Genomic DNA, 12,365 nt, shown 5'->3' with positions numbered 1-12,365 from the left:
AGGGTTATTCTTTTGGGAGATGCAAGGTACCTTGCAATGGTGCCAATACAAAAACAGGAGGACGCATTGGAAAATATAAATCAGGAACACTGCCCGATATGCGAAAAGCATTGTCCAGTCACCGATTTGCAGTGCCCAAAGGGAGAGGCATGGGTTGCCTCAGTAAACCTTCAAAACCCAAAAATTGAGGAGACAGCAATGAAAGAAATGAATCAAAGACAAAACGGCAACAACCAGAATCAAATAAATACAGGTGGAGCTGCAACATCCCGAAATTCCGGTGGAAACGGCAGCGGGATGGGACAGGGTGTAAACGCGGGGAAAACCGGCTGCAGAATGAATGGCGGCAGTGGTCGGGGACTTGGCGTCGGTCGAGGTCGCGGAATGAGTCAGGGCGGGAGTGCCAGGCAAGGTGGCTGCAGGATGAACGGTGGCAGCGGTCGAGGACTCGGCGTCGGTAACGGCGTTGGCCAGGGCGGTGGTGGACGACGGGGAAACAGATAAAGAAAGATGTGCTCCCCGTTGAGTAATTGAGTAAGAAAGGCCTCTCTTCACGGGCACGGTAGAATGTTTGCCGTGTTTGTGAAGAGGACTGATTCTGCGGACAGGGAATACATTGCAGTACCGCAGCAAGACCATGTGATACCATTCCGATTAAGTTGTGACCTCACTACATGCCATTTTCACTTTCCATTGGCGAATTTAAAGGCAGGGGAACGGGAAACAGGAGAAAGGAGACGGGAGACGGGGAAAAGCAAAAGACGGAACAGTGAAGAACTTTTCGCATTATTTCACCCTTCCTGTTAAATTATACCATTCCTATTAAGTTGTGACCTTACTCGATGCCATTTTCACTTTCTATTGGCGAATTCAAAGGCAGGGGGATGGGAGACAGGAGAAAGGAGACGGGAGACAGGGAAAAGCAAAAGACGGAACAGCGAAAAACTTTTTGCCAACGAATAAAAGCTCTAAACATGCGAATAAAGGCAAAAAACTTTAAAAAAGATTTTAAAATTAAACAGAGAATTGCTGTTGTTCTATCTTTACTCGTTCTCTGGTCAGTAAAAGATGTGATTGAGGAAACAGCAATGAAGAGATTCGATCAAAGACAAAATCGATATTGGCAGGGAACAGGAATTTGTAACGGTGGCACCCTCCAGGGACACGGCAGAGGGAGTAACTTTTAATGAGCAATGAAGAAGAGCTTGCGGCCCTCCTTCATCGGGTGGGTGGCGTTCTCCTTGGTCAGGGGAAACATCATCACGACCCTGCCCGCGGGCAGGGTCGTATTCTGCATACCCTTGCCAGGGAAGGAAGTCTCAGTCAACGCCAGCTGCAGGATATGTTTATTATGCGTTCCGCTTCAGTAAGCGAACTGCTCCTGAAACTGGAACGCAAGGGGCTTATTCAGCGCGAACGAAGCACTGAAGATCGACGCAGTTTTCTGGTCAACCTGACGGAGGCGGGAAAAGCGGCAATCGGAGAAAGTGCCGGGGATCGAGATCCATTTTCCCCCCTTTCCTTAGAAGAACAGGAAGAGCTGCAACGACTTCTTGGCAAACTGCTTCACACCTGGGAGAAAGAAGGCAATGCAGGAATGCAGCGAAGGAGTGGTCCCCGGGGATTCGGACCCCATCGTGGAGACGGTGGCGGATCTGGTCAGGGTGGTTCCCGTGGTGGACGCGGAGGCGGAGGCGGACATTTCAGATAACCTCAGTTGTTTACGTATTGCTGAATTCATACCCTTTACATTTTGTATTAACCAGAGAATGCGAGTAAAGATAGAACAACAGCAATTCTCTGTTTAATTTTAAAATCTTTTTTAAAGTTTTTTGCCTTTATTCGCATGTTTAGAGCCTTTATTCGTTGGCAAAAAGTTTTTCGCTGTTCCGTCTTTTGTTTTTCCCTGTCTCCCGTCTCCTTTCTCCTGTCTCCCATCCCCCTGCCTTTACATTCGCCAATAGAAAGTGAAAATGGCATTGAGTATGGTCACAACTTAATAGGAATGGTATTATATCAATATCACACCCTCCGACTAAAGAACTCACGCAATCCGCTCTGCCGCCGCACTGGCGTAATAACTGCCCGCTTAAAGCTCTCTTTCTCTGCCACGACAAGAACCCCCTCTCTGGCTCTCGTTATTCCGGTATAGACCAGTTCACGGCTGAGGAGACGGTTTTCCGCATCGGGGAGGACAACCGCAACCGTATCATATTCCGAACCCTGGCTTTTATGGATAGTCATGGCGAAGACGGTTTCATGGCCCGGCAGTCGATTCAACAGAAAGACCTTGAAGCCCGCCCCTGATTCAAACCACACCCGTTCCCCTTCGCCGTCACGCCCCGGCAGGCAGATACCAATATCTCCATTAAAAAGGTCAAGGCTGTAGTCGTTGGCAGTAACCATTACCGGTCGCCCGGCATACCAGCGCTCTCCCCACTCCTCACCCGGACAGTAAAACCCGGCAGCAGCGAGATGGCGGGTTACAGCAGCATTCACCTGCTCAACCCCGCGCGAATCCCGACGGGTGGCACAGAGAATCTGAAACGCACGAAAGGCGCGGAAGACATTCGCCGCAGTCGCATTATCACAGCCATCCTGCCTCACCTCTCCAACCACCTTCATATAAGGCTCAGAACGACGTCCGAGTTCTGCACGCCACCCTTTGCCAGGCAGCTGCAGATTCTCACTACTTTTAAGCAGTTCCCATGCCTTCTCTGTCTCACCTTCGTTAATCGCCGCAGCGAGATCCCGGATATTATCGTTATAGCGCCACGCTCTCTTTAACACCACCCCGCACTGCGGCAGGCTCGCCAGCAAGTCTGCAAGCACAGCACCGGACTCCACCGAAGAAAGCTGATCTCTGTCCCCGAGCAGAATCAACCTTGTCTCCGGCTGCAGGGCGTCTACCAAACGGCTCATGAGAGCAAGATCAACCATGGATGCCTCGTCAACCACCACCACATTAAAGGCCAGCGGCGCCGTGTGATCATGGCGGAAATTAATGCTGTCCGGACGGCTGCCAAGAAGTCGATGCAGCGTGGAAGCCTCCGCAGGAATCTTCGCGGCCACATCCCCTGCAAGTTTTGCCCGCGCCCCGTTTACCGACTCTGCCAGTCGCATGGCCGCTTTGCCGGTAGGTGCAGCGAGGGCAATCTTCAGTTCACCTTCACTCTGCACAAGTGCAGCCAGCAGTTTCACCACCGTAGTCGTCTTGCCCGTTCCCGGCCCGCCGCTGATGATGGCGAGATGACTGCACAGTGCCAGTTCCACAGCCTCCCGCTGAAAATCCGTCTCACCCTTTTCCAGTCCCGCGCCGTCAAAAAGCTGTTCCAGGATCGCCCCTGCCCCCGCTGGCAGTTTCCGCCGTCGCCCGGCAAGGCGAAGCAGCTGTGCTGCAAGACGTGACTCAAAACGATAAAAACGGTGGAAGTAGAGACGTTTCCCGTCATAGACGAGGGGAGCTTCGGCGCCGCTGCTAAACGCTCCGGCACTGATGCAGACACTCTCCGGCAGCGGCGGCAGCTCAGCTTCTATACAGCTGTCTCCCGCCTCGAGGGCATCAGCAAGCCGCACCACCAGCAGTCGAAACTGCTCCAGCACCTCCCCCTCAAGCCCGCTGCGCATCGCGAGAAACTGCGCCAGATAAAAGCCAGACAGAGTCCCCGTATCATATTCCTGTTTTTCGTTCTCCATTCCCTTTCTCACAGCCAGCGGCGTACACGTGCGCTGTAGCGCCGGAAACCCTCATTGAAATGACCTTCCAGCGCCCGCTCTTCCGGCACAATCTGGAGACGGGTGAGAAAGTAAACAAAGAATGGCAGCGGCAGAAAGGCAGCAAAAGATCCCAGCCAGCATCCCCATCCGACAAGGATCAACACAAGGCCGAGATACATCGGATTGCGGCTGTACTGATATACCCCTTCAGTAAGCAGATTTCTTACCTCCTCAGGGTCGTCGGGTCGCCAGGTGGTCCCTGTACGATGATAGGGAAGCCAGGCCAGCACCGTCAGCACCAGCCCGGAGAGGATACAGAGCAGCGAGAGAAACAAACGCAGCCACAACGGCCAGGAGGACGGCCACAGCAGAGAGAAGAGGAGCATCACCAGCACCGTTATCATGGTCATGGTCGGCGGGGTTATTTTTAGTTCCATGGAATCCATTATTATTTTCCTGTTATTCTGTCGAATTCGCGCAACAGCTTTTCATCCGGTCGTGCAGTGTAGATTCCCCCCGTACCGCCCGGCGTCATGCCACGGACAAAGAGGTAGAACACACCACCGAAGTGCTGCGCATAATTGTAGTTTTCAATCCGCCTGCCAAGCCAGCGATGGAGCACAAGTGTGTAGATCCAGTACTGCAGTCCGTAATTATGAGCCCGCATGGCCCCGCAGAGAGACTCCCCCTCGTAATCAGCAAGACGGTCACCGAGATAGTTACTCTTATAGTCAAGCAGATAGTAACGGCCGTCATACTCACACAGCAGATCAATAAAACCGGTAAGACAGCCCTCCAGGGCGTGAGGCCTCAGAGAGGTTACGGCCGGATCGGCGGCAAGCAGACTGCCAAGATCTGCAGCCTCACAATGGCCGAGGTTCATGTAGAACTCCATCTCCTTGAGACAGACAGTGTCGGCAATCTGCGCAAGGGAAAAGCACTCTCCTGCCGCCTCCGGCGGAGTGAGACTGCCCTGCATCACGTTCCGGAGGAGCAACGCCAGTTTTTCTGTTTCCACCTGCACGCCGAAACGCCTGCTCAACTCATGGCAACGCTTCACAAATTTTTCATTTTTTTCAATTTGGGAAAGTTCAGAAAAAGAGTGTTCCTCCAGCAGGCCATGGATCAGATTCCCGAAGTGGGGCCCGGCAGGTAAACCGGTCAGGGGAATAGACGCAGTATTCCCTTCCTCGCCTGCAGTCTCACTGCTCCCCTCATGCTCATAATCACTCAGCCTTGAGAGGGAAGAAAAAGAAGAACGCTGCCAGTCTGTGACCAGCTTGCGACTGACTTCGCGCACACTCAGTTTTTTATTTCCACCCGGCGACGTTTTCACTGACTGCGGGGGGACATTCTCCAGCTCCCGCAGCCCCGTACCACTTCCGTCCGCTGCCTGTTGCAGGATCCGCAGTTGCTCATCCCGGGCAAGCGGAGTTACGCGGCCATTGGCATTTTGCCGCAGCCCAAAGAGAAGCCAGCTCAACGGAGAGAGGAAGGAGTCAAGAGCTCTGCCTTTCGCAGAGCAGTCCGCCCAGACGACATAACAGCGCAATTTAGCCCTCGTGACAGCAACATAAAGCAGACGCAGTGCCTCCGCCTGATTTTCCCACCGCGCCATCTCCCTGTGCCTGTCGAACTCCTTTGAGCCAAGATCGAGCACCATGTCACCACCGTCCCAGACAACAATCTGGTTCGTTTCACTCTTCAGCAGATCAATCGGCCGCCAGAGGTCCGGACAGAAAACAATACCATACTCCAGCCCTTTGGCCTTGTGCATGGTAACCACCTGCACTGCAGCCTCGTCACTCTCAAGCAGCAGCTCAGCCTCCTCTCTGCTCTCATCTTCGCGGCGTCGTCGCAGCCACTGGAACAGTTCAAGTGGTCCGAGACGTCGATCCTCGGCCTCGTCCCGCGCCAGCGAAAGCAACTGCTGGATATTGGAGATAATGCGTTCGCCCCGCCGTTGCGTGATCAGCCGATGATACACCTCCTCCTCGCGCAACAGACACACCATCATGGCGAAGAAAGATTCCTCCCGCCATTGCCGCTGATACTCGGCCATGCGCACCCGCCAGGCACCGAACACATCCTCATCTTCACAGACAGCCCGCAGCTCCTGTCCGTTCATGCCAAACCAGCGGAGTGCCAGCCCCGCCTTGAACTGACGCTGCCTGGACGGCTCAAGAATCGCCTGCAGCAGCAGGAGCAGTTCACGGCACTCTTCCGAAGCATACACCGAGTCCCGGCTCAGTGTAACCGCAGGGATCCCCGCATTGGCGAGGGCGTTGACATAATCTGCAGCCACGCTGTTCTTACGTACGAGAATGGCAATATCCTGCGGTACGAGGGGACGATTTTCCCCGTTATTGCTAATGTTCCATCTGTCGTCAGTGAGGAGATGGCTGATTTCAGCAACCAGATGGGCACAAATACAATCCTGAGCTTTACCCGAACTCCATCGTTTCCCGTTTTCCGGTTCCGGCAGTACCCAGTATTCAAGACCACTGGCCTCCTCAACGTCCGGTCCGGAAAAACCGGCAATCTCAGTTTCTTTAAGAGCCTGTACAGGATAAAAGGGAAGTTTCTCCTCTTCGTAGAGGAAAGGTTTTTCACGCCCCTTAAAGAGTTGATTGATCCCCTCAACCATTCGAGGATGGGAACGATAGTTCTTTTTGAGTGTCAACTGGTAATCGGCACTGGACCGCGCCTGGAAATAGCTGTGAATATCCGCCCCGCGAAAACTGTAGATTGCCTGTTTTGGGTCCCCGATGAGAAAGAGCAAATGCTTTCCATCGACGAAAAGACGAGAGAAAATATAATACTGGTCACTGTCCGTGTCCTGAAATTCATCAATCAGCGCGGCTCCGAAGCGCTGTGCCAGACTCTCCTGCAACAGTGCCCCGCCGTCACTCTTAAGGCTGGCGACAACATTATGGATAAGATCATCATAGCTGAGGCTGCCGGTGCGGCCCATTCGGCGGCGAACCTCTTTCCGCAGCGTCCCGGCAAGCTGCCAGCGGCAGGAGAGCTTGAGCGTGCCAAGTGCTTCGATCAGGGCTTTCAACGTCTCCGGCGGCGGAAAGATTCGACTCTCACAAAAACCTTCTTTCCCCAGCTTTCTCAGTTTTACTTTCTGCAACAGGCCGGAGTCTGGTTCGGTGAGAACCTCAGGATCAAGGATACTCAGATCCTCCGGCGCGCCGGTACCGGCACGCATCTGCGCCAGCCCGTCCAGCAGAACCGGCCAGCCATCTTTCAACTTCTTATTGAACAACCCGGCCTTCTCGTCCTTCGCGTACTGGTCACACAACTCTTCCCCATGCTCCGCCCACCATTCACAAAAATCTGCTACGGCAGCGTTGAGGGTATCCTCCGCTTCTGCAAAGGGTGGCATCGTTTCCGGCAAAAGTGTTCCCTTTCCCTTCGCCTGACTCACCGTCTTCAACAGTTCCTCCGGGGTACCGGCCACTTCCCGCAGAATAGATCCTGCAAGATTTGAAACAGAATAGAGATTCTCCCGCCAGAAGTCGTCAACCACCTCCTGAACCACTGCTCCGGTATCAGTGAGCAATTCGGAATCGAAGGGCTGAGAACTCTCAAGGGCATGCTCTCGCAGCATCCTCTGACAAAAGCTGTGGATGGTAAAGACAGCTGCCTGATCAATGTTGGCGAGAGCCAGCTTGAGGCGGATCCGTGCCTCCGTCCGCTTTGCATCAGGAATGGTCTGTGCCCAGGCGGTGAGAGTGGCATCCGCATCCGCCGATTCCCCGCTGAGAATCAACCAGCCGTCCACCAGTCTCTGACGCACCCTCGCACGCAGTTCAGCGGTAGCCGCACGGGTGAAAGTGACAATGAGGATATGGTCAATCTCCAACCCCAGTTCGGCGACAAAACGCAGGACCAGCATGGCGATGGCATAGGTCTTTCCGGTCCCCGCGCTGGCCTCGACCAGGTACACGCCCTTCTCCAGTTTGAGATGCACCGCATCAAACTCTTCCATCACGCCCCCTCCATGCCCGCTTTATAGACTGGCACCATTACCTTTTCGGCAAACTGCTCAAACTCTTCGTCCAGCAGCGCGGCGGGCTCTCCTTCCCCGATAAGCAGTGCCAGTTCCGGCTCATAGAGGTACTCCAGATCCCTCTCAAGCTTTGACTGTGCGGCAGCCTCCATCCCGATCCCCTTTTTCACAGCCTTCACAGCCCAGTCAAACGCGGGTTCCACAAGGGCGCAAAGCGGACGTCGCCGCCCCTCACGCCAGAGACGAAGCAGACTTGTAATCCCGGGATTGAGACCGCCGTCATCTTTCGTCATATCGCCGTTAAAATGAAGGGTTACGTCTGCTGCGAGAAGCCAGGTCTCACCGGACAGGCCGGCAAGACAGCTGAGCTGATGGTACAGCCAGCCCCGCAAAAGATCTTTTCCCCGCAGTTTACCAAAGCGAAGCTGTAAATTTCCACCAGCAAAGAAATCAGTCAGGGTACCACCAAGAGCAAGATTGTCCGTAGCCGGAGTCGACGGTATATCAAGGAACTTCTCAGGCTGCGGGTCACCGAGATTCAGAGCCTGCAGCCTTTCAACGTACGTCAGTACCTCCTGCTGCTGTTCGGCAAAGTTCAACCGGCCGCTGGTGCCCAGAGGCCACAGACTCTGACTCTGCAGACGATGCAGAAGGCTCTCCTCCGCCGTCTCCTTCAGCGCTCCTCCAGCCACAATCATCTCATCAAAGAGAACCCTGTTGACTCTGGCCTTCTCCAGAAAATTGAGGCTGAAGCTCTCCCGATCATCGCGCTGAACATCTCCGGTGTCCGGCCGAATTCCGAGGACGTTGTTGACGAACCACGCCGGGGGATTTTTGTAGAAATTGAAAAGTTCCCCGACGGAAATCGACTCCGCCTCGTCCTGCTCAACCTCACCCCGCCACCAGCCAAAGGGGGAAACTTCGTCAACCCTCTGCGGAGACGGTGCTGTTTCCAGCGAAACCTGCTTCTCTCTCCACGCCTCCTGCCGTGCCTGGGCCACCGCCAGATTGTGCCCGCTGTAACTGAAGAATGCGGAAGAACTGTCATCAAAATAGCGTTCACTGAAAGAATAGAGCGGATGTTCGCAGACGATATCTGCCACCCCATAACTGCGGCTGAGCAGGTCAAGAAACTCGGAGACCACCACCGATGGCGGTAAAACATCCCCGTTCTGCTCAGAGAGACCAATATAACTGAGATAGAGCACCCGGCGTGCGGCGAGGATCGCCTCAAGAAACTGGTAGCGATCATCATTGCGCGGAGATCGGTCGCCAGGACGCGGGGCGGCGGCGATAAGGGAGAAGCTGTCAGCACGGTCAGTCCTGGGAAAGACGCCGTCATCAAGGCCAAGGAGACAAATCGCTTTAAAGGGAATGGAGCGCATGGGCAGCATGGAGCAGAAAGTGAGCCGCCCCCCGGGAAAGCCAACGCTGGAGGAGCTCTCTGCCGTGCAGTCGTTAAACCATTCACAGATCACAGTAAAATCGACATCCTGCTCCCCGGTGAAAGGCTCACTTTCGGCCAGCCCGACGAGCAACGTTCGCAATTCTCCCACCTCACCGGCACCAGTGTCGGTGAGCAGGTTTTCCATGGTGTCCAGCAGCAGCGTTGACCACGCCGTAAGGCTGCGGGGATCGTGGAATTCAGCCTCTGCCCGTTCAATCACTGCAAAGAACTGGCAGAGACCGCCAAGAGCCGACGCCCCTCTGCCTTCGAGATCAGGCCATGGCAGCACCCCGTCTACAAAGTTGTCACTGTCTATCATGAAGCCCATCAGCAGGCGGTCAAGTCCAGAGCGGAAGGTGGCCTCACTGAAATCAAGTCCCAGCTCACTGCGCTGCTGCACGGAGAGCCCCCAGCGGATCCCCGCCTCCTCCGTCCAGCGGGTCACCTCCTCTACATCCTTTTCATTCAGCTCAAAACGCCCGGCGATAAAACGGTGCTGCAGCAGTTCCATAACCTCACTGCGGCCGAAGCGCCCCTTGAAAAGATCGAGGAAGAGAGAGAAGGCGGCAATGGCCGGGTTGCGCCACTGCAGACTGCGATCAGCAACAGAGTACTGGATATCATTGAAGGCGGCGGGGATCAGGGCAGCGTAATGCTGAATATCCGGTGCCATGACCACGATGTCCCGCAACGTTAGAGAAGGATCGTCCTCAAAAAACTGCAGCAGGTGGTCGTGAAGGACCTCAAGTTCCCGCCAGCGGGAGTAGGTGGATATAACACGTATGGAATCGTCGGCGGCGAGTCGGGCCGGAGTAACTTTTCCCTTGAGGATGTCATGCTGAACCTGTTCAAGCAGCAGAGAGCTGCCCTCTGCCGCATTCTCCAGCGGATCATGCCATGAAGTTATTTCAAGCGTGAAATCGATATCTTCAAGCATTATCTCCTGCAAATCACGTCCCTGCCTGCCGAGGTCGGCAAGGAGAGGGTGTCCCCCCTCTCCTTCGGCAACATCGAGACCGGTTTTCAGGGCGGTGCGCAAGACCTTCTTCTCGCCGGTCATATCCCCCCAGTACCCCTGGCAGGGGGAAAGGAGGTAGAGATGAACGTTTATTTGCCGGGAGAGAGTGGCGAGATATTCGAGAAAACGCGGCGGCAGGGTGTGAACGCCGAAGATGGAGACCCGCTGCGGCAGACGGGCGCTTAGTTCCCCCTCTCCGCTTTTGTTGAGAAAATCGATAACCCGTTGAAAGAGCAGGGCGCGGTGAGCTCCACCCTCCGGCTGATCAACAAGCCGCCGCCAGAGGGCCATCTGCCATTCCTCGTCAACAGCTTCCGGCCCGTCGGGAAAGGTGGCTCGCTCCTCCTCCCAGTCGAGCACCATTTTACTGCGCATGAGCTGATACTGATCGAAGGTGTCAGCAATACGTCTGGCAAGCTGATAGCGTCGGTGTGACGGCTCGTCACCATGGAGATAGCGGTGCAATGGCTTATATTTTTCCCCGTCGCAGTCGCGCAGCAGAGCTTCGAGCCGCCAGGTGAGAATCCCGCGATCGAAGCCGTCCGGACTGATGTCAAGGTCGAGCAGGTTGGCAATATGGCACAGGAAATTAAGCGGCAGGTAGAAACGAAAGTTACAGAAACTGCCAAAGCGGTCGGCCAGATTCTGCGAGACAACGCGCCCCATTCCCTGACTCTGGATGAGGAACATCTCAGTTCCAAACAGGCTTTTCTGCGGGGCACTCTGCAATACAGCGGCGAGATGCTCAAGGAGATCTTCAGTGCGGTTGGAGGCGTGCAGAAAAAAACCATGTGTCATACAGCTGCCCCCATTTCTGCATACTGGTAAATGGCAAGCAGCAGGGCAAAAAGTATTCCTACTATGAAAAAGATGCGTATGATACGATCCCATGGTAACATTTCGTTGCCCGCCATGTGTTTGAGAAAAATCACAATGACCCAGGTAACTCCAGCCGTATAGGGGAACATGGAGAGCAGTTGCCAGACCGTCCCTTTAAAAATCTCTATCGGTGTTGTTCCCTGCCCGAGGTTGAAAAGAAGGTAAAGCAGCGCTGAGAAAGTGAAGGTAATTTTTTCGCGAAGAGTTTGCATAATTCAGGAGTGTTATGAAGATGATTTTTTTTCCCCGTACAGACATTTGTTCCATCCGCCAGTTTCCGCTTTTTCTGCCTGCACCTCAACTGCTCATCATGCAGGGATGGCGGAGGGAAGCCTCTGAAACCCTCAATCTTTTCACGAAAGCGGGATTCTGTCAAGTGAAGGTTCCTGTACCCTTTGCCGATACCGCTGATGAGAAGCGTTTTCTTCATCTGATTGAAGATATTACCACCCGTCGGGATGATTACGCCGGGCAGCTCAGCTCGCTGACCCTCGCCGGCATGACGGAACCAGAAAAGAATGAAGAGCACTCCGAGCGGGCAATCCTCGGGGCTCTGACCGGACAGACAAAGGTCCCGGTGGAACACGAAGAGGAGCAATGGCAGGCGCGGCTGGTGCTTGCCCTCGGAGAGATTTTAGACCGTGAAGAGGAGGATATTGCCGCAGAACTTGCCACTCTCGATGACAATACCCATGAACTCTTTGAAGATTTACAGGGCGAAGCAGAAAAAGATGAAGAATCTCTCTTTGCGGAACTCCGGGAGGTGCAACAGAATCTCACCCCAACACGATCAGGTATAGTCCGGCGAGTTCATGCCTGGTGCACGCTCTTTGGAGCAGCCTGCGGGGATGGTATCCTTCTCACCGACAGCGAGGATGCTGCAGATATACTGATCAACAGATATGAAAAAGCCAGCGTGGAATCGGTCGTGCATGTCACGAACTTTCCTCTTCCAGCTCTCGTCGGACGCAATGCAGGAGAAGCGATAGAGAAAATTGCCGCCTTTCATCAGCAGTATCAGGAGAATGTCAAAGATATCAGCCGGTGGCTCACTGAGATGCAAAACGGGTCTGCTGTCCTGGAGATGGATAACATTGTCAGTTGGGAGAAGGCTCTGGAGAGTGCTTTCCCGGCGGCGGAATATGGCCGGCGCGTTGTGGAAGTGAGGCTCTTTCGTGGTGGCTTCGGCAGGATTGCAGCGGGGGAGACCTCAAATGGGGTAATGCTGGTGGTGAAGGGGTAACGCTCCAGGGAAAAAACCAGCACTGAAATTTTACACAGAG

At 54.4% G+C, this 12,365-nt stretch carries 9 protein-coding genes; 4 read left to right on the top strand and 5 right to left on the bottom strand.

Features of this window, described 5'->3' with window-relative positions; genetic code table 11:
* Positions 1–198 precede the first annotated feature (198 nt).
* The 3 genes from JWG39_RS02570 (at position 199) to JWG39_RS02560 (ending at position 1,711) form a co-directional block, all read left to right on the top strand.
* On the top strand, positions 199–504 hold the full coding sequence (locus JWG39_RS02570) for a hypothetical protein (protein ID WP_205217788.1): 306 nt from the start codon (positions 199–201) through the stop codon (positions 502–504).
* A gap of 338 nt (positions 505–842) precedes the next feature.
* Positions 843–1,187, top strand: coding sequence for a hypothetical protein (locus tag JWG39_RS02565; RefSeq protein ID WP_205217787.1), 345 nt, complete (start codon positions 843–845; stop codon positions 1,185–1,187).
* Positions 1,187–1,711 (top strand): MarR family winged helix-turn-helix transcriptional regulator, encoded by a 525-nt coding sequence (locus tag JWG39_RS02560; protein ID WP_205217786.1) that lies wholly within the window; start codon positions 1,187–1,189, stop codon positions 1,709–1,711. The genes JWG39_RS02565 and JWG39_RS02560 overlap by 1 nt, the downstream gene beginning before the upstream one ends.
* A gap of 311 nt (positions 1,712–2,022) precedes the next feature.
* Here JWG39_RS02560 and recD read toward each other — a convergent pair whose 3' ends face one another.
* Genes recD through JWG39_RS02535 form a run of 5 tightly spaced genes read right to left on the bottom strand, consistent with a single transcriptional unit; the run spans position 2,023 to position 11,294 of the window.
* Positions 2,023–3,696 carry an exodeoxyribonuclease V subunit alpha gene (recD, locus tag JWG39_RS02555; protein ID WP_205217785.1) on the bottom strand — a complete coding sequence of 558 codons (1,674 nt, stop codon included), beginning with the start codon at positions 3,694–3,696 and terminating at the stop codon, positions 2,023–2,025.
* Between the two features lie 8 nt (positions 3,697–3,704).
* On the bottom strand, positions 3,705–4,163 hold the full coding sequence (locus JWG39_RS02550; protein WP_205217784.1) for a methyltransferase family protein: 459 nt from the start codon (positions 4,161–4,163) through the stop codon (positions 3,705–3,707).
* 2 nt (positions 4,164–4,165) lie between these two features.
* Positions 4,166–7,717: an exodeoxyribonuclease V subunit beta gene (gene recB, locus JWG39_RS02545; protein WP_205217783.1), complete on the bottom strand. Its 3,552-nt coding sequence runs from the start codon at positions 7,715–7,717 to the stop codon at positions 4,166–4,168.
* Complete coding sequence (recC, locus tag JWG39_RS02540; protein WP_205217782.1) at positions 7,717–11,001, bottom strand: exodeoxyribonuclease V subunit gamma; 3,285 nt, start codon at positions 10,999–11,001, stop codon at positions 7,717–7,719. The genes recB and recC overlap by 1 nt, the downstream gene beginning before the upstream one ends.
* Entirely contained in the window at positions 10,998–11,294 is a 297-nt protein-coding gene (locus tag JWG39_RS02535; RefSeq protein WP_205217781.1) for a hypothetical protein, read from the bottom strand. Before JWG39_RS02535 ends, recC begins: the two co-directional genes overlap by 4 nt.
* 14 nt (positions 11,295–11,308) lie before the next feature.
* On the opposite strand from JWG39_RS02535, the gene JWG39_RS02530 reads away from it, so the two are divergent.
* A complete protein-coding gene (locus JWG39_RS02530; RefSeq protein WP_205217780.1) occupies positions 11,309–12,325 on the top strand; it encodes a hypothetical protein in 1,017 nt (338 codons plus the stop codon).
* The last annotated feature ends 40 nt before the right edge of the window (positions 12,326–12,365 follow it).

Source organism: Desulforhopalus vacuolatus (genome assembly GCF_016918505.1).
GTDB lineage: Bacteria > Desulfobacterota > Desulfobulbia > Desulfobulbales > Desulfocapsaceae > Desulforhopalus > Desulforhopalus vacuolatus.
Note: the sequence above shows the minus strand (reverse complement) of the source record. Positions and strands in the feature narration are given on the sequence as shown.